The sequence below is a fragment of the Micromonospora sp. NPDC049004 genome, assembly GCF_040649315.1.
Lineage (GTDB): Bacteria > Actinomycetota > Actinomycetes > Mycobacteriales > Micromonosporaceae > Micromonospora.
Genome location: NZ_JBEZFG010000006.1, coordinates 55963 through 73614 on the forward strand (window position 1 = coordinate 55963; position 17652 = coordinate 73614).

A 17652-nucleotide genomic window follows, 5' to 3' on the forward strand; every position below is an offset into this window, starting at 1 on the left:
CCTTCACGGGCCGCTCCACCTGAGCATGCCGGGCCGCGACCGAGGACGGCGGCGGTACGGCCGAAACGCCCACCGGGCCGACGTAGGCTGCGGAGATGATCTACAAGCTGCTGCCCACGACCGAGTGGGACGACGCCCGGGCCGCCGGCACCTTCACCGGCTCGGCGGTGGACCGGCAGGACGGTTTCATCCACCTCTCCGCCGGCGACCAGGTGGTGGAGACCGCCCGGAGGCACTTCACCGGCGTCACCGGCCTCACCCTGCTCAGCGTCGAGGAGGAGCGACTGGGCGACGCGCTGCGCTGGGAGCCGTCCCGCGGCGGGCAACTCTTCCCCCACCTGTACGGGTCGCTGCCCGTTGCGGCGGTGGTGACGGCGCAGGCGTTGCCGGTGGACACCCCGGCCGCCGAGGCGGTGGCGGCGCTGCTCGGCTGAGCGGTCGATATGCTACGCCGAGTCCCGCGCCCCGACGACACGTTCCGTGCCCGGGGCAGCGTGGCAGCCCCGATCCGCGCGCCCGGTGCCCGGTCTCCGGCCCGAGGCGGCGCGGGTCACCGACGGCGCCCGGCGCCCTGCGACCCATGCGAGTTGAAGGATGACTGACAGCACCTCACCGGCCCCCTCGGTCTTCGTCCACCCCACCGCCGACGTCGAGGACGGCGCCCAGGTCGGCGACGGCACGAAGGTCTGGCACCTGGCCCACATCCGATCGTCGGCCCAGGTGGGTGCGGGCTGCGTGATCGGGCGCAACGTGTACGTCGACGCCACCGTGACGGTCGGCGACCGCGTGAAGATCCAGAACAACGTCTCCGTCTACCAGGGTGTCACGCTGGAGGACGAGGTCTTCGTCGGCCCGTGTGCGGTCTTCACCAACGACTTCCGGCCGCGGGCGCAGAATCCGGACTGGACGATCACGCCGACCCTGGTCCGGCGGGGCGCCTCCATCGGCGCGAACGCGACCCTGGTCTGCGGCATCGAGGTCGGCGAGTACGCGATGATCGCCGCTGGCTCGGTCGTCACCCGGGACGTGGCACCGTACCAGCTGGTGGCCGGCAACCCGGCCCGACCGAAGGGCTGGGTCGACGAGAAGGGCGAGGTCATCTCCCGGGACGTGACGAACCCGCCGCATCGGGGTTGACCGGCACCGGTTGCCGGTGAGCGGAGCGCCGCTCACCGGCGACCGGGCGCAGTTCAGGCGCAGAGACGCTCGATCTCCGCGCGGAAACGATCCATCGGGTTAGGCTCGTCCGGGCCGAGCAGGTACTCCTTCAGCTCACGCCGAGCCTCGGTCATTGGGTCGTCGCCAGCTCGGGCGAGGTCGAGGATCTTCCCCAGCTCACCGCAGTCGGCGGAGAGCAGGTACGCCGCCCGGGACGTGGGGTACGAGCTACGGAATTCGTCCTCCGGCAGGCCCGCCGGGTTGGCCACCACGTACGGCCGTTGGCTCTGCACGAAGTCGGAGACCACACTGGACACGTCGCTGATCAGCAGGTCGGTGACGGTGAAGCAGTCGAACAGGGCCGGCACCCGGCCGGTGACGACCAGGTGGGCGTCGCCGTCCAGCGAGTTCACGTCCACCTCGCCGCCGGCGGCCCGGATCAGGTCGATGATCCGGTCGTTGGCCGCCCGGGCCTTGTTCCAGCGGGTGCCGGTCAGCGGGTGCGGCTTGTAGATCAGGCGCACGTTCGCGGCGAGCACGCCCGACACGATCCGCTCCCCCATCGCCACCAGCGACGTGTGGTACGGATCGTCGTCCAGCCACCCCTCCCAGGTGGGGGCGTACAGCACGGTGAACCGACGGTCGGTCGCGCCGGAGCCGAAGGTCGGCACCCCGGCCAACTGCGGCCGGCCCACCTCGACGATGTTCTGGTCGAGCACGCCCACACCGGCCTGCGCGTACCGCTCCCGTCCGGCTCGACCGGCCACCCACACCTCGTCGTACACCTTGCTGTAGGGATTGACGCTGGCCTGCTTGTCGCTGTCGCCGTGCCCGACGAACACGTGCCGGACCCCGGGCTCACGGATCATGTGGATGTTGGCGCCCACGTTCGCCGCGTAGAGCGCCACCCGGACGGGGCTGAAATCGAGGTTCATGAAGTCGACCCCGGCGGGCACGCAGATCACCGGCAGCCGGGTGTCGGCCAGCGCCTCGAACGCGTCCTCGGCGCGCAGCAGCACGACCGCGCGGCGGCCCACCGCCTCCACCGGGGCGAGCCACATGTTGGCCTGGTAGACGTCCTTGGCGGGGCCGGCGAAGTAGAGCACCACCTCCGGACGCTCCCGGGCCAGCCAGTCGTGCACGGCAGGCAGCACCCCGGGGGTACGGCCGCGCCCCCGCAGCAGGGTGGACGCCAGCACGGCCGCGGCGACGAGCCCGATGGCCAGGGTGACCAGACCGGTCACCAGCACGGGCGTGATCCGGTCGACCAGCGCGGCCGCCACGGCCGCCGGCAGCAGCAGGAAGTTGAGCACCGGCATCCGCAGGCCCACGATGCGTTCGGCCCAGGCCGGCGGGATCGGCACCCGGCGTACCGCGCCGAAATCGATGTTGCGGGTGAACGCCGGCGTCGCGGCCCGGCCGTCGACGACCCGGTTCACCACGATGGTGCCGACGGCCACGGCCCAGAGCGCGGCCGGTAGCAGCATGATCCCGATCGTGGCGGCCACCCCGGGGCGGACGGTGCTGACGACCAGCAGGACCACCGAGAAGTCGCGGACGAGCCACCGCCCGACCGGCTCGATACCTGCCTTCTCCAGCAGCACGGCTGTGGCGGCGAACCGGTTGGCGAGGGCGAACTCACCCGCTGTCGCGACCAACGCGGCGACCACGAACGGAATCACCCAGCCCAGGGCGCCGGCCAGAACCATGATCCCGTAGCCCAGCAGGGTCACGCCGGCGATGGCGACACCCTGTTGGCTCCGTATTCTGCTGAACAACGACACACTCCCTGTCTGCTCGCCTGTGTTGGCGCGTTCGATACCGGCCGCCGCGACCCTAAACGGGGCAAGTGATACAAGTATCGCCGGGGCGTCTCGTTGGTGAACGGGCGGGAGAGGCGACTCACAGCGGTGCGCGCGGGGGTGGCGCACCGCACCGCTGAGCACGGACTTCAGCACGGCGAGTCAGGTGCGGACGCACAACGGGCCCCGGCCGCGGAACGGTCGGGGCCCGGAGCGGACGGGTGAGGATCAGCCGCCGATGACCACCCGGCGGACGCCGGCCCAGCGGGCCGGATCGGTGACCCGCCGACCATCCACCAGAACGGTCACGCCCGGCAGGTCGGCCGGGGCGAGGCTGCGGTACTCCGCGTGGTCTGCCTGGATGACCGCGGCACCGAGCGGCTCACCGTCGTAGGCCGGCAGGCCGTGCGCCACCAACTCCTCGTTGGTGTACATCGGGTCCGAGACGTACGGCTTGGCGCCCCGCTGGCGCAGCGCCTCGACGGTCGGGAAGACGCCGGAGAAGGCGGTCTCCTTGACCCCACCCCGGTAGGCGGCCCCCAGCACCAGCACGCCCACGTCGGTCAGGTCCCCGTACGCGGCGGCGAGCAGGTCCACCGCGTACTCCGGCATGGCCGCGTTGGCCTCCCGGGCCGAGCGGACGACGGTGGCGGCCGGGTCGTTCCAGAGGTACATCCGCGGGTAGATCGGGATGCAGTGCCCACCGACAGCGATGCCCGGCGAGTGGATGTGGCTGTACGGCTGGGTGTTGCACGCCTCGATGACCTTGGTGACGTCGACGCCCACGGTGTCGGCGAAGCGGGCGAACTGGTTCGCCAGGCCGATGTTGACGTCCCGGTAGGTCGTCTCGGCGAGCTTGGCCAGCTCGGACGCCTCGGCCGAGCCCAGGTCCCACACCCCGTTCGGACGCTCCAGGTCGGGGCGCTCGTCGAAGTCGAGGACCGCCTCGTAGAAGCGCACGCCGTGCGCGGCGGACGCCTCGTCGACGCCACCGACCAGCTTCGGGTAGCGGCGCAGGTCGGCGAAGACCCGCCCGGTGAGCACCCGCTCCGGGCTGAAGACCAGGTGGAAGTCCGTGCCGACGGTGAGACCGGAGCCTTCCTGGAGCATCGACGCCCAACGGCTGCGGGTGGTGCCGACCGGCAGGGTGGTCTCGTAGCTCACCAGGGTGCCCGGCTTGAGGCCGCGGGCGATGGCCCGGGTGGCGTCGTCCATCCAACCGAAGTCCGGTACGCCATCGGCATCCACGAAGAGCGGCACCACCACGACGACTGCCTCGGAGTCGGCGACCGCGGCGGCGGTGTCGGTGGTGGCCGACAGCAGCCCGGCGGCCACCGCCTCCTTCAGCTTCACGTCCAGGTCGGCCTCGCCGGGGAACGGCACGGCACCATCGTTGACGAGCTGGACGACCCGCTCGGAAACGTCGGCACCGATCACCCGGTGCCCCTTCGAGGCGAACTGCACGGCGAGCGGAAGGCCGATCTTTCCGAGCGCGACGACGCAGATGTTCATGAAACTACTTTCCTCCAGAGGGCCAGATTCGGCGCAGACGGGCAAGGAACCGACCGGTGGTCACCGGCGTGATCGCGACGATCACCTGGCCCTTGTGGTTCGTGGTCGGCGTGACGAGGTGCAACCGGACGCCGCGGCGGGTGAGCAGGCGGGGCGCGGCGACCCGGCGGTCGGTCCGCAACGGCGCGGAGCCGACCCCCGCCGGGGTGCTCACCTCGGCGCGTACCGTCTCCCGTCCGCCGTTGAGCGGCACGGCCGCGAGCAGCCGGTCCACCGCGAAGGCCGTCCGTACGACGGTACCGGGCGCACCGGCGGTGACGGATGTCACGCCGGCCACCTCCCCGGCACTGATCCGCAGTGCCTCGGCGGGCAGGTCGGCCAGCTCCGCCCAGCGGCTCTGCGCGGTGACCACCAGGGATCGGGCGCCTGCGGCGTCCCGTCCCCAGGCCAGTCGGGTCGCGGTGAGCGTGGCCAGCACCTTCGCAGAGGCGTCGGTCATGTCGTACCACTCGTCCGGGTAGCCGAACGACGGGTCACGGAAGCCGACATAGTGGGCGTACCAGCGGCCATCCTCGGTGCTGATGTCGGGTGGCGTCTTCTCGGCCTGCTGCCGGATCAGCTCACGCAACCGGTCCAGCGTGGCGTCGCGGGCGACGACCAGCCGCAGCCGCAGGTCGGGGGCCAACCGGGCCAGGATGTCGTCGGTGAGGTACCCCTCGACCAACTTGCGGATCCGGTCGTGGACGCGCTCCTGGAGGTCGGCGCCGAGGTCGAGCAGTTCCGTCTGGAGGAGCTTCGCCACCTCCCAGCTGAAGTGACGCAGCAGCACCGCGTCGCGCCGCGGCCCGGGCTCGAGCAGGCCGGCGACGAAGCCGACCAGCTCCTCGGCGCAGCGCAGCCGCTCCTCGAAGCGGCTGGCGTAGGTGATGTTCTGCGCGTTGTGCCGCTTGACCGCGTAGTAGTACTCGTAGTCGCCGAGGACGGAGACCTTGTTCGCGCGGACGCAGGCCTCCAGTGTGAACGGCTGGTCGCTGCCCATCGGCATGTCGGTGCGAAAGCGCAGCCCGTGCCGTTCGATCAGATCCCGCCGGAACAGCTTGGTGTTCGACAGCGACCAGGGCAGTGCACTGTCGACGAGATCGATCTGCTCCCGGGTCTCGGCGTAGACGGCCTGGTGCACGTAGCGCTTGTTGGTGCCGACCATCCGCCCGAGCACCACGTCGGAGCCCCACCGGTCGGCGGCGTCCACCAGACGTTCCAGGGCCTCCGGGCCGAGGTGATCGTCGGAGCCGAGGAAGAAGACGTACCGCCCGCGGGCGTGGTCCAGGGCGCGGTTGCTCGGCACCGCCGGGCCGCCGGAGTTGGCCTGGCGCAGCACCCGGACCGTCTCCGGGTACCGCTTCGCGTAGCGGTCCAACTCGGCGCCGCTGCGGTCGGTGGAGCCGTCGTCGACCGCGACGACTTCGAGCCGGTCCAGCCCGATGGTCTGCCCGACCAGCGAATCCAGGCAGGTCGTCAGGTACGGCATGGTGTTGTAGACGGCGATCACCACCGTCACGTCGGGTTGGCTCACGCCCCGACCTCCACCACTGTCTGCTCGGCACCGGTGTCGCGGGCGGACGTCGGGCGCGCGGGCGCGGTGGGCAACAGCCGGGAGTAGACGTTGTCCAGCACCTCTGCCTGCGCCTCCCAGGTCCAGCCGGCCAGCAACCCGGGCCGGTCGTACGCGGCACGGTAGCTCGCCGGATCGGCGAGCACCGCGGTGACCGCCCGGACGAAGTCGGCCACGTTCTCGGCCTCGAACACCTCGCCCTGCCCGGTCTCGCGGACAGTCTCCGCCATCGTCCGCACATCGGAGACGACCAGCGGCAGCCGAGCGTGTGAATACTCGAAGAACTTGGTGATCAGGGCGATCTCGTGGTTCGGCCAGTGCTGGATCGGGATCACCCCGACCTGCGCGCCCGACAGGAACGGCACCACCTGGTGATGCGGCACGTACGGCAGCACGTGCACCCGCTGCGCCACCCCGAGTTCCTCGGCGCGGCGCAGGAGGCCCTTGACGTACGCCGACTGGGGCTTGTTGACCACGAAGGCGACGTGCGCCTCGGGCAGCCGCGGCAGTGCCTCGACCATCACCCCGAGCCCGCGCTTGGCCGCGGCCACCCCGCTGTAGACCAGCAGCGGCGTGCCCGGGCCGATCCCGCAGAGCGCCCGGATGTCCGGTACCGGCTCGGCCGAGCCCGCCGGCTGGGTCTCCAGCGTCGGCGCGTTGAGCACCACGGCGGGACGCTCCGCCAGCCCGTGCTCGCGCTGCAACAGGTCGGCCAGGCCGCCGGAGACGGTCATGGTGGCGTCCGCGTACGGCACGAACTCCCGCTCGTGGGCGACGTTCCCCGGCAGCCACCGGGCGTTGTCGCGCCACGGCTGCACGCCGGGCAGGTATTCGTGGGCGTCCCACAGCAGTGCGATCCGGCGCCCCTTGGCGGCGGCCCGGATCTTGGCGCGGGCCCCGACGCCGATCATCCGGAAGTCGTTGGCGTGGATGAGGTCCGGTGCCAGCTCGTCGACCACCGGACCGTAGGCCAGTTCGTAGTCCCACAGGCCCGGCTCCAGGCGGCGCCACGCGCCGCCGCCGCGCAGCCGCTGCCAGAAGAGCGTGTACGCCCGGTCCCAGGGGCTGGTCAGCTTACGGCCACGACGGGCCCGGGTCAGCTCCCGGTTGCGCAGCGACACCCAGCGACGGACCAGGCCGGAGAACTTCTCCTCGAACCGCAGCGTCGGCCAGGCCAGCGACGGGACGCGACCGCCGTCGCGGGCCGCCAGCGTCAGAGCCGCGCGGCGGACCTGCAGGTCGGCACGCCAGGCCTTCACGGCCTGGGCACGATGGGCGCCGATCCCGCTCGGCGGGTAGGCAAGCGGCGCACGCAGCAGTGCACGTCGGAATTCGTGTCGGCGCTTGGCCAGCGGCTCCGGCATCGGGATCAGCCGAACCTCGGCGGCACCGAGGCGCCAGCTCTGCGACTGCCCCCCGGCCGGCGCCCGGCCGAGCAGGACGACGTCCCAGCCGGCGTCGGCCGCGGACCGAGCCGCCTTCTGTACCCGCGAGTCGCCGATGACCCCGTTGTCCACCAGCATGACTACCCGTCCCCGGGTGGCCACCGCTGCGGTCGCGCCGTCAGATCCCATTCCTGCCCGTTTCCGTGTCAGCCAGCACCGCGCCCGCGGGACCCGAGCGAGTCTACGACACGTCAGGCGTGGTACCGGCCCGCGCGGCGCTCGGTGTCCGCGCCGAGCCGCGTCGGTTGCTAACCTGCACTCTGGATCGACCACCGGTGACCGCCGCGCCAGGCGAGGCCCTGCCCGGGTCCGGTCATCTCCAGTTCCCCGGACAACCCACCCGATCGACCCGGATCGGCGCAGACAGGACCAGACATGGACGTGGTGACGACCGGCGAGCGCCGGCCGCCGACGACGGACTCGAGCCCTGACGAGATCCCGTCGGCCCCCGACAGCCGGGCCCGCCGGCTGCTCGCCAGCGCCCGATACGCGCTGCCCGCGCTCGGTGCCTACGCCGCGGTACGCGTTCTCGGCGGGCTGACCCTCTACCTCTGGGCCTCCCCCAGCCGCAGCACCGAGGGCCTGCTCACCAGAGCCGACGGCAACTGGTACCTCGCGATCGCGCAGCACGGTTATGACGGCTATCAGCGGCTGCAGAGCAACATGGCCTTCTTTCCGCTCTATCCCGGCCTGACCGCCGCTCTGGAGCCGCTCACCCCGCTCGATTTCCGCAAGACCGCACTCGCGCTGGCCTGGATCGCGGCGCTCGCCGCCGCCTGGGGGCTGTTTGCCATCGGGAACCTGCTGCACGGTCGGCGGGTCGGGATCATGCTCGCGGTGCTCTGGGGACTGCTGCCGCACAGCATTGTGCAGACGATGTCGTACAGCGAGGGCCTGTTCACCGCGCTGGCCGCCTGGACCCTGTACGCCCTGCTGCGCGAGCGCTGGCTCACCGCGGGCGTGCTCTGCCTCTTCGCGGGGTTGACCCGGCCGACGGCATCGTCACTGATCGCGGTGGTCGGGCTCGCCGCGCTCATCGCCGCCTTCCGCCGGCGGGACGGCTGGCGTCCCTGGGTCGCCATGGTGCTCGCGCCCGCTGGCTGGGTTGGCTACCTGGCCTGGGTCGGTGTGCAGACCGGCCGGCCCGACGGCTGGTTCCACATCCAGGACGCCGGCTGGGGGACCACCTTCGACTTCGGGGTCGACACCCTGGAGAGGGGCCGGATGGTGCTCATGGGGGCATCGCCCCTGGAGTTGTACACCGTCACGCTGGTCGCGGTGCTGGCGATCACGCTCTTCGTGCTGAGCCTGCTCGACCGGCAGCCGTGGCAATTGCTGCTCTACAGCGGCCTGCTGCTGGTCACCACGCTCGGTGCCGCGGGCTACTACCATTCCAAGGCACGTTTCCTGTTGCCGGCATTCCCGCTGCTGATCCCGGTGGCGGTCGCGTTCGCGAAGGCCGCACGGGCACGAGCGATCGCCATACTGACTCTGCTGGCCCTCATGTCCGCTTACTTCGGCGGCTATCTGCTGATCGTCTGGCGCAGTTCGCCGTAGGCGGCGCGAGGGCGTCGGCGGCCTCACGCATGGGACGGCGTTATTGTGGTTTCCGCGCTCTGTCCGACGGTCGTCCGACCTCGTCGCCGGCCGGCCGGGCCACCTGACCATTTCCACCCTGGCCCCGACGCGGCCCTCTCCCACTCCCCAGGATCGGAATCGATGAACAACGGGCGAACTCTCTGGGACTCGTTGAAACTCCCCCGGCCGCGACGGTCCGGAACCCGACCGCACCTGGTCTACCTCGCGATCGGTTTCCCGCCGGCGGCCAAGAGCTGCGCCTACCGGATGCGGGAGACGGCGAACCAGTTCGCCGCCGCGGGTTGGGACGTGACCGCTGTCACCATCGCGGACGAGGCGTGGGAGCGGGAGCACGGCCTCGACCACACCCTCTCCCAGGGGGTGGACCCCAGCGTCCGGGTGGTGAAGCTGCCGCTGTTCCGGGACGACCTGGAGACCGACATCCGCTCGTTCACCGAGCAGCGTGCCCTGGCTCACAAGGACTACCTTGCCGAACTGCGCAAGCAGGACCTCAAGGTCTTCCCCGAGGCAGTCTTCGGCGGATGGCGTCCCACGCTGGAGAAGGCCCTGCTCCAGATCCACCGGGAGCGGCACGTCGACCTGCTGGTGACCACCTGCGCCCCGTACGTCAACCTGGCCGCGACCTGGAAGCTGTGGGAGACCCGCAGGGTTCCGTACGTGGTGGACTTCCGCGACGGTTGGTCCGTCGACGTGATCAACAACGGTGAGGCGTTCGCCCGGGAGTCGACCTCCGGGCAGTGGGAGCTCAAGCTGCTCACCGACGCCGTGGCCATCTGGAACGTGAACGAGCCGATCTCCCGCTGGTATCGGGAGCGCTACCCCGAGCTGGCGCACAAGATGCGGATCGTGCGCAACGGCTACGACGCGGCCAGCATCCCGGCCCAGGTGCGTCCCGCCCCGCCGGACCGGCCGCTGACCTTCGGCTACCTCGGCGCGCTGACCCTGCCCGTGCCGCTGCTGGACGCCGTCCTTCAGGGCTGGCGGACGGCGCGCGCGGAGGATCCCGCGCTGGCCGACGCCCGCTTCGAGGTGCGGGGCCACATCGGCTCCGCGTGGGCGCGCGGTGACAACGCGCACGCCGAACTACTCAGGGCCGCCGCCGTCGACGGCGTGCTGGTCGGCGGCTCGGTGCCCAAGGCCGAGGTGGTCGACCTCTACTCACGCTGGGACGCGGTGGTGCTCATGGTGACCGGCGGCCGCTACATGACCTCCGGCAAGGTGTACGAATACATGGCGACCGGCCTACCGGTGGTCTCCGCCCACGAGGCCGACCACGACGCCTCCACTGTGCTGTCCACGTACCCGCTCTGGACCGGCGCGGTCGGGCTGGACCCGGCCGAGTTGGCGAGCGCCTTCCGGCGGGCCGCCGCGATGGCCCGTACCGCCGACGTGGCGGAGCGGGAGAAGGCCCGCGCCGAGGCGCGGCAGTACGCCCGCGAGGAGCAGCTCATCCCCGCCGTCCGTGAGGTCACCCAGCTGGTGCTGGGCGCCGGCGGACCGACCGTCCCGCAATCCTCCCCCGCCGGCGCACGCGTCCTGGCCCGAGAAGGTAGGTCATGATCGAGGTCCTGATGGTTATGGGCACCGTCCCCGGACGGGTGGCGGTCCTGACCGACGCGCTCGAGCAGTTCCGCGCCAAGGGCGTCACCGTGCGGGTGGCCACGACCTTTGACCCGGTGGAGAACATCCCGGCAGCCACCGAGCTGGCCGAGGTGCACCAGCTGCCCACCTCGGCGGAGCTGGGTCCGCGGTTCGCCCGGATGGCCAAACGGGCGAACCCGGCCCGGCGCCCGTGGCTGCGCGCCCAGCGCGACCCGTGGGTCCGCCGACACGCCAAGCGGGCCGACGTCCTGGTTGCCCTGGACCCGCGAGCCCTGCACACCGTCTGGCAGCTCGCCCAGCGGCACCGACGGACCGACGCCGTCTACGGCATCGCCCCGGCGCTGCGGGCCGTGGAAAAGCGGTCCGCCGACCCGGCACGTTACCGCCGTGCCCGGCTCAGCACCGCCGGCCCCGCCCCGGCCGTGCTGGCGAGCGCCACCCGCAGCCAGACAGTCGACCTGGCGATGCGGGTGTTCGAGATGAGCACCGGCAAGAGGGCCATGAAGCTCGGCCCGGTGCGCTGGTTCTGGCAGGGGGCCGTCACGGCGCCCGGTCTGCCGGAACGGCACCGGGGCAAGATCGCCGGGCGAGTCACCGGCACCATGCTCAAGTCCGGGCACGCCGCCAGCGCGAAGCGGCTGGCATTGGCGGCCAAGGGTCGAGTGAAGAGCCCGACGACCAGGGGGCAGTTCCTCGGCCCGATCGTCGACGCGGAGCTGAGCCAGGGCAAGGTGCCCGAAGACCTGATGACCGTGGTGCGGGGCGAGCTCAAGCTCGCGGACGGCTTCCTCAAGACGCGGAACCCGGGCAAGGCCGCGCCGCACGTGCTGCGCGCCTTCAACCTGATGTTCCACCGGATCGTGCAGTTCGACGGCACCAGCTCTCCACTGGCCGAGGACCCGGCGAAGTTCCTCGCCCCGCTGCACAACAGCGAGGCCGGCCGAGCGATGGCGACTCCGCGCGGCCGGCAGAGCCCGGCGGCTTTTCCGCCGGCCGGCCGGCCGCACCGGATGCTCTTCTTCACCGGGTTGAACGACAACTTTCTCGGGCCGATCCTCGACCGCTACGAGGCGATGCCCGGGGTTGAGGTCCGCCGGCTGAACCTGCGGGAGGAGTCGATCCTCCCGGTGCTCAGCGATGGGCGCACGAACGTGGTGCAGCACCTGCTCGCCGGCAGCTCCAAGCGGGCCGAGGAGGTCCAGGAAGCCTGGGGTCCCCACCTCGAGTGGGCGGACACGGTCTTTGTGGACTGGTGCAACCTCGGGGCCGCGACGCTGACGATGATCGACCCGGGCACGACCCGGGTGGTGGTCCGCCTGCACAGCTTCGAGGCGTTCAGCTGGTGGCCGCACCTGACCGACTGGTCCCGGGTGGACGACCTGGTCTTCGTCTCCGAGCACCTCCGCGACCTGGCGCTGGCCGCGGTGCCGCGGCTGGGCGCCCCGCAGGGGCCCCGGACCCACATGATCAACAATGCGATGGAGCTGCACCGGTACGTGACGCCCAAAATCTCTGCCGACAGCCGGTTCACTCTCGGGCTGGTCGGTTTGAGTTCGCTGGCCAAGGACCCGCGCTGGGCCCTGGCGGTGCTACGGGAGCTGCGCCGACGGGACGAGCGGTACCGCCTCAAGCTGATCGGCGACGCCCTCAACCCGGAGCTCAGCCCGGCGATCAAGGCGTACGTCCGGGAACTCGACGCCGAACTGGCCGAGCTGGAGTCGTCCGGCGCCGTCGTGCGGACCGGCCGCACCGACGACGTCCCCGGCGCGCTCACCGACGTCGGGGTCATCCTCAGCACCTCGCTGCGGGAGAGCTTCCACTGCGCGCTCGTCGAGGGCGCGGCCAGCGGCGCTGTGCCGGTGGTACGCGACTGGCCGTTCTTCGCCGGCCGCCGGCACAGCGCCCGGACCCTCTTCCCCAGCGACTGGGTGGTCGGTACGCCGGAAGAGGCGGCCGAGCGGATCCTGGCCCTCACCGCGTCCGAGGAGGTCTGGCGCGAGGCGGGCCGGGCGGCCTCGGCGCACGTGCTGAGCACCTGGGACTGGTCGGTCACGCAGAAGGACTTCGACCGGCTGCTGCTGGAGCCGCCGGCCACGGCCGACTGACCGGCGGATCAGGAAGAATGATTCGGCCGTCAGCCCCGGCGGGGAGCCGCTTGAACGGCGCCAACCCGCGTCTCGGGTGGCACCCTCCGTTCGTCGTTACCGTCGCAGACCCTCGAGGAGTCAGGTAGTGAAGGTCGTCAGCATCGTCGGCGCCCGTCCGCAGTTGGTGAAGCTGGCACCGATCGCCGCGGCGTTCGCGGCGGAGGGCTGTGAGCACGTGATCGTGCACACCGGCCAGCACTACAACGCGGATCTGTCCGACGTGTTCTTCTCCGGCCTCGGCATCCCCGACCCGGACGTGCACCTGGGCATCGGCTCCGGCAGCCACGGCGTGCAGACGGGCCGGACGCTGGCCGCGCTCGACCCGGTGCTGGCCGCCGAGCGGCCGGACTGGGTCCTGGTCTACGGCGACACCAACTCGACCCTGGCCGGCACCCTGTCGGCGGTCAAGCAGCACCTACCGGTCGCCCACCTCGAGGCCGGACTGCGCTCGTTCAACCGCCGGATGCCCGAGGAACACAACCGGGTACTGACCGACCACGCCGCGGACCTGCTGCTCGCCCCCACCGAGGAGGCGATGCGGCACCTGGCGTCGGAGGGTCTGGCTCCCCGATCGGTCCTGGTCGGGGACGTGATGGTGGACGTCTGCCTGCGGGTCCGGGAGGACGTGACGCGCGCGAGCCAGCCCCGGCCGCCGTTGCCCGAGGGAATCGACCCGGAGCAGCCGTACCTGCTGGCCACCCTGCACCGCGCCGAGAACACCGACGACCCGCAGCGGCTCGCCGCACTGCTCGACGCGCTGGCCGACCTGCCGGTGCCGGTGGCGCTGCTCGCCCACCCGCGGCTGGTGGCACGCGCCGAGGAGCACGGCCTGAAGCTCTCCCGGGGCTCCCTGCACGCCGGCCGGCCACTGCCGTACGGCGCCATGGTCGCCGCGGTGCTCGGCTCCGTCGGGGTGGTCACCGACTCGGGCGGTCTGCAGAAGGAGGCCTACCTGCTGGACCGCCCCTGCACGACGCTGCGCACCGAGACGGAGTGGGTGGAGACCCTCGAAGGCGGCTGGAACGCGCTGGTCCCCGACCCGCGCGAACTGGGTGCGCAGTGGGCGACCACCGCGACCCGCCCGGCCCCGCAAGCCCGGCGGGGAACCCCGTACGGCGACGGCCGGGCCGCCCACCGGGTCGCCGAGACGCTGCGGCGTCACCTGGCATGATGGCGCATCTCCTCCTCACGATCGGGTACCAGCGATGAGCAATCGAGTTGCACCCCTTCCCCGGTCCGGCGGCGGGCAGCGACCGCACGCCATCTACCTGGCGATCGGGTTCCCGCCCGCGGCGAAGAGCAGCGCATACCGACTGCGCGAGACGGCGAACCAGTTCGTCGCCATGGGCTGGGACATCACCGTCATCACCATCTGCCAGGAAGCCTGGGAACGCGAGTACGGCCTGGACCACACCCTTTCCGAGAAGGTCGATCCCCGGGTCAAGGTGATCGAGCTGCCGCTGATGCGGGAGGACCTGGAGACCGACATCCGCGCCTTCTCCGAAGAACGGTCGATCGACCCGGTGGGGTGGATCAGCCGGCTCCGCAAGCGCGAGCAGAAGATCTTCCCTGAGCGGGACTTCGGCGGCTGGCGCTACGAGTTGGAGAAGGCGGTGGTCCAGCAGCACCGCCAGCACCCCGCGGACCTGCTCATCTCCTCCTGCGCCCCGTACGTGAACCTCGCGGCGACCTGGAAGCTGTGGGAGGAGTACCGGGTTCCCTACGCGGTCGACTTCCGCGACGGCTGGTCGCTGGACGTGATCGGTGGCGGCGAGGCCTTCACCCGCGACTCGGTCTCCGGGCGTTGGGAGTCCAAGGTCCTCGAGCACGCCCTCGCGGTCTGGTGCGTGAACGACCCCATCGCCGGCTTCTACCGTGAGCGTTACCCGCACCTGGCCGACCGGGTGCACGTCGTGCGCAACGGCTACGACGAGGACAGCCTCCCCGATGTCAGCGGCCGGTCACCGGATCCGAACGCGGGGCTGACCTTCGGCTACCTCGGCTCGGTCAACTTCACCCCGGCCTTTTTGGAGTCGGTGCTCGACGGGTGGCGGATCGCCCGGCGCAACGATCCGGTCCTGGCCCGCTCCCGATTCGAGGTGCGCGGCCACATCGGCGCCGGCCCGATACGCGAGGCCAACCGGCACATGGACCTGCTCAAAGAGGCTGCCGTCGACAATGTCAGCTTCGGCGGCCCGGTACCGAAGTCGGACCTGGCAGCGACGTACGGCTCCTGGGACGCCCTGGTGCTGATGCTGGTCGGTGGGCGCTTCGTCACCTCCGGCAAGGTGTACGAGTTCATGGCCACCGGGCTGCCGGTGCTCTCCGCCCACGACGTCGACCACGACGCGACGAACATCCTGGCCGGACATCCACTCTGGACGGGCGCGGTGGGTCTGGACCCGCACCGGCTGGCGGACCTGTTCTCGGAGGCGGCGCGAATGGCCCTGAAGGCCACTGACGAGGATCGGGCCGCGGCACGCCAGCTCGCTCGCCGGTTCGCCCGGCCCGCCGTGCTCGCTCCGGCCGTGCGACACCTCACCGAACTCGTCCGGCCGACGCCGGCCGGCGTTCGCGTTCCCACCCCGGCCGCGACCGCTTCGACCGGAGATGTCCAACCGTGACCGCCGTGCTCATCGTGGCCACCGCCGCGCCGATGCAGCCGGCCGTCCTCGTCGAGGCGCTGGAGCGCTTCCGGAGCAAGGGTGCCACCGTCACGGTGGCCTGCTTCTTCGACGGCGAGGAGTTGGGGATCGACCCGACGCTGGCAGAGGTTCGCACGTTCGTCGTACCGGCCGAGAAGTGGGACGTCCGGTTCCGCAAGGCTCTCGGGCGGGCAGCGGCCAACCGGAAGATCTGGCTGCACGCTCGACGCAGCACCTGGCTGCGGCAGCAATACCGCCGAGCCGACCTGCTGGTCGCTCTCGACGCCCGCGCGGTGCACACGGTCTGGCAGATGGCGCAGCGCAACACCCGGGCCGGCGCGTACCACGGGCTCGTGCCCGCGCAGAAGGCCCTCGCCGCCAACCGCAGCGAGCCGGTCGGGAAGCGGCTGGAGCGCCGTGTCTCCGCCGCTGCCGGCATCGGTGCGCGCGGGGCCCGCAGCGCCGCGGAGCAGACCATCCGGACCGCCCTCAACAAGGCCACCGGTAGGCGGGTGATGAGCAACCCGGCAGGGGCCTGGCTCTGGACCCGGGCCGTGGCGGCGCCCCGCATCCCGGACCGGCTCCGCAGCAAGCTCGCCGTCCGCCTGCACGACAGCGCGGTCCGGGCCGGTCGCCCAGCCGCCGGCGGCCGGGCCGCGTCGGCAGCCGTACAGCGGATCAGCAGCCTCGCCACCCGCGCGGACGTGCTGACCAAGGCAGCGAAGGCGGAGCTGGCGCTCGGCCACCAGCCGAGCGGCCTGCACGACGCGATCCGGGCCCAGCTCGCGTTGGCGGACGACCTGCTGCCGCGCGACACCAAGCGGGCCGCGGCGGCCATCTCCATGGCCTGGAGCCTGTCGTCCAACCGGGTGCTGCACTTCGATCGACTCACCTCGCCGATGAGCACGGACCCGGGAGCCTTCATGGCACCCTTTCGGGCCAGCACCGCAGCGCGAAAGCTGTCCCAACCGCGCGGGCGACGCACCCCGGCCGCCCCGGCGCCGACCGACCGCCCGCTGCGACTGCTCGTGACGACGTTGATCAACGACAACTTCCTGTCGGAGATTCTGGAGCGCTACCGGGCCATGCCGAACGTGGAGGTCCGATTCCTGGACCTCCACGAGGATGAGGTGACCCGCCCGCTCGCGCTCAGCGGCAGCACCGTCATGGAACACCTGCTGGCCGGTGACTCGTCCTACGGCGCCAAGATCGAGGAGTGGCTCCGGCCGCACCTCGACTGGGCGGACACCGTCTTCGTCGACTGGTGCCAAGCCGCCGCGGTGCTCTTCACCCTGCACGACCCGGGCAGCACCCGGATCATCGTCCGGCTGCACAGCTTCGAGGCGTTCAACTTCTGGCCACACCTGGTGGACTTCTCCCGGGTCGACGACGTCGTCTTCGTCTCCGACCATCTGCGCGACCTCGCCACCGCCGTGCTGCCGCAGCTCACCGATGGGCCCCGCCTCCGGGTCATCGACAATGCGATGGACCTGCAGCGCTACCCACGGTCGAAGCCGGCCGACGCCCGGTTCAACCTCGGCATGGTCGGGTTCAGCTCGGTGGCCAAGGACCCGCGGTGGACGATCGAGGTGCTGCGGAAGCTGCGCGAGCGGGACGAGCGGTACCGGCTGACGCTGATCGGCAGCAACTTCAACGACCGGACCAGCAAGCCCGCCAAGGACTACGGCAAGCTGCTCACCCAGGACCTGGCGGAGTTGGAGCCGCTGGGGGCGGTGCGGCGCTACGGGCAGACCGACGACGTCCCGGCCGCACTGCAGGAGGTCGGCGTCATCGTGAGTTCCTCGGTGCGCGAGAGTTTCCACTGCGGCCTGGTGGAGGGCGCCGCGAGCGGGGCGGTGCCGGTGGTGCGTGACTGGCCGTTCTTCGCCGGCAAGCCACACGGCGCCCGAACCCTCTTTCCGGCCGACTGGGTGGCCGAGAGCCCGGCTGAGGCGGCGGAACGGATATTCGCCGCCACCGCCACCGAGGAGCAGTGGCGGGAGATCGGCCAGGCTGCGGCGGAACACGCGCTGAAGACCTGGGACTGGAGCGTCACCCAGTCCGGCTTCGACCGGCTGCTGCTCGACGACTGAGCCGCCGGCGAGGCGGAACAGCAGGTACCGAAAGGGG

The 17652-nt window shown here is 71.4% G+C and carries 12 protein-coding genes; 8 read left to right on the forward strand and 4 right to left on the reverse strand.

Annotated elements, in window-relative coordinates; genetic code table 11:
- The first annotated feature begins 95 nt into the window (after positions 1-95).
- Together AB0B97_RS19025 and AB0B97_RS19030 are read left to right on the forward strand one after the other, a co-directional pair.
- The gene (locus AB0B97_RS19025) at positions 96-434 is read left to right on the forward strand and encodes a DUF952 domain-containing protein (protein ID WP_234582185.1); all 339 of its coding nucleotides are present in this window, start codon (positions 96-98) and stop codon (positions 432-434) included.
- Between the two features lie 160 nt (positions 435-594).
- On the forward strand, positions 595-1137 hold the full coding sequence (locus tag AB0B97_RS19030) for an acyltransferase (RefSeq protein ID WP_357495058.1): 543 nt from the start codon (positions 595-597) through the stop codon (positions 1135-1137).
- 53 nt (positions 1138-1190) lie between these two features.
- Here the strand turns inward: AB0B97_RS19030 and AB0B97_RS19035 are convergent, their stop codons facing one another.
- The 4 genes from AB0B97_RS19035 to AB0B97_RS19050 all read right to left on the reverse strand — a co-directional run bounded on the left by AB0B97_RS19035 (position 1191) and on the right by AB0B97_RS19050 (position 7607).
- The gene (locus AB0B97_RS19035) at positions 1191-2936 is read right to left on the reverse strand and encodes a CDP-glycerol glycerophosphotransferase family protein (protein WP_357495060.1); all 1746 of its coding nucleotides are present in this window, start codon (positions 2934-2936) and stop codon (positions 1191-1193) included.
- Between the two features lie 252 nt (positions 2937-3188).
- Positions 3189-4472 (reverse strand): nucleotide sugar dehydrogenase, encoded by a 1284-nt coding sequence (locus AB0B97_RS19040; RefSeq protein ID WP_357495062.1) that lies wholly within the window; start codon positions 4470-4472, stop codon positions 3189-3191.
- Positions 4473-4476: 4 nt separating this feature from the next.
- A complete protein-coding gene (locus tag AB0B97_RS19045; RefSeq protein ID WP_357495064.1) occupies positions 4477-6045 on the reverse strand; it encodes a glycosyltransferase in 1569 nt (522 codons plus the stop codon).
- A complete protein-coding gene (locus AB0B97_RS19050; protein WP_357495688.1) occupies positions 6042-7607 on the reverse strand; it encodes a glycosyltransferase family 4 protein in 1566 nt (521 codons plus the stop codon). The genes AB0B97_RS19045 and AB0B97_RS19050 overlap by 4 nt, the downstream gene beginning before the upstream one ends.
- 297 nt (positions 7608-7904) lie before the next feature.
- Here AB0B97_RS19050 and AB0B97_RS19055 point away from each other — a divergent pair, with 297 nt between their 5' ends.
- The 6 genes from AB0B97_RS19055 (at position 7905) to AB0B97_RS19080 (ending at position 17615) form a co-directional block, all read left to right on the forward strand.
- On the forward strand, positions 7905-9086 hold the full coding sequence (locus AB0B97_RS19055; protein WP_357495066.1) for a hypothetical protein: 1182 nt from the start codon (positions 7905-7907) through the stop codon (positions 9084-9086).
- A 162-nt stretch (positions 9087-9248) separates the two neighbouring features.
- Positions 9249-10688, forward strand: a complete 1440-nt coding sequence (locus AB0B97_RS19060; protein WP_357495068.1) for a glycosyltransferase — start codon at positions 9249-9251, stop codon at positions 10686-10688.
- Positions 10685-12835 carry a glycosyltransferase family 1 protein gene (locus tag AB0B97_RS19065; RefSeq protein ID WP_357495070.1) on the forward strand — a complete coding sequence of 717 codons (2151 nt, stop codon included), beginning with the start codon at positions 10685-10687 and terminating at the stop codon, positions 12833-12835. Before AB0B97_RS19060 ends, AB0B97_RS19065 begins: the two co-directional genes overlap by 4 nt.
- Before the next feature lie 127 nt (positions 12836-12962).
- Complete coding sequence (gene wecB, locus AB0B97_RS19070; RefSeq protein ID WP_357495072.1) at positions 12963-14048, forward strand: UDP-N-acetylglucosamine 2-epimerase (non-hydrolyzing); 1086 nt, start codon at positions 12963-12965, stop codon at positions 14046-14048.
- A gap of 34 nt (positions 14049-14082) precedes the next feature.
- Positions 14083-15501, forward strand: coding sequence for a glycosyl transferase (locus tag AB0B97_RS19075; RefSeq protein ID WP_357495073.1), 1419 nt, complete (start codon positions 14083-14085; stop codon positions 15499-15501).
- Positions 15498-17615, forward strand: coding sequence for a glycosyltransferase family 1 protein (locus tag AB0B97_RS19080; protein ID WP_357495075.1), 2118 nt, complete (start codon positions 15498-15500; stop codon positions 17613-17615). The genes AB0B97_RS19075 and AB0B97_RS19080 overlap by 4 nt, the downstream gene beginning before the upstream one ends.
- Positions 17616-17652: the final 37 nt, after the last annotated feature.